This window comes from Pseudomonas sp. HMSC063H08, assembly GCF_001813645.1.
Lineage (GTDB): Bacteria > Pseudomonadota > Gammaproteobacteria > Pseudomonadales > Pseudomonadaceae > Pseudomonas > Pseudomonas aeruginosa.
The window spans coordinates 1-229 of record NZ_KV813467.1; the positions used below are offsets into that span (position 1 = coordinate 1).

Here is a 229-nt window from a genome sequence, read left to right on the forward strand (position 1 = left end):
CAGACCCGGTAACAGCGAGGTATTCAGCACAGATCGACTGGAATAGACGCCCAAGCGCAAAAAACCACGCGGACAAGCGTGAGCAGTTCTTGATGGCCAACCTGCTCGCCGCCCTGGAGGTCGCACTGGGCGACGTAGCAGCCCTGGCTATTGTCGATCGGGTAAGACAGGCCACAGACCGAATTTACCCAACTTCGAACCTCTCCCCTGTTCCGCAGGCCTGGCTCGA

The 229-nt window shown here is 59.0% G+C and carries 1 pseudogene; it reads left to right on the forward strand.

Features of this window, described 5'->3' with window-relative positions:
- Positions 1 to 229: pseudogene (locus HMPREF2924_RS37000) on the forward strand (hypothetical protein); the annotation flags it as partial.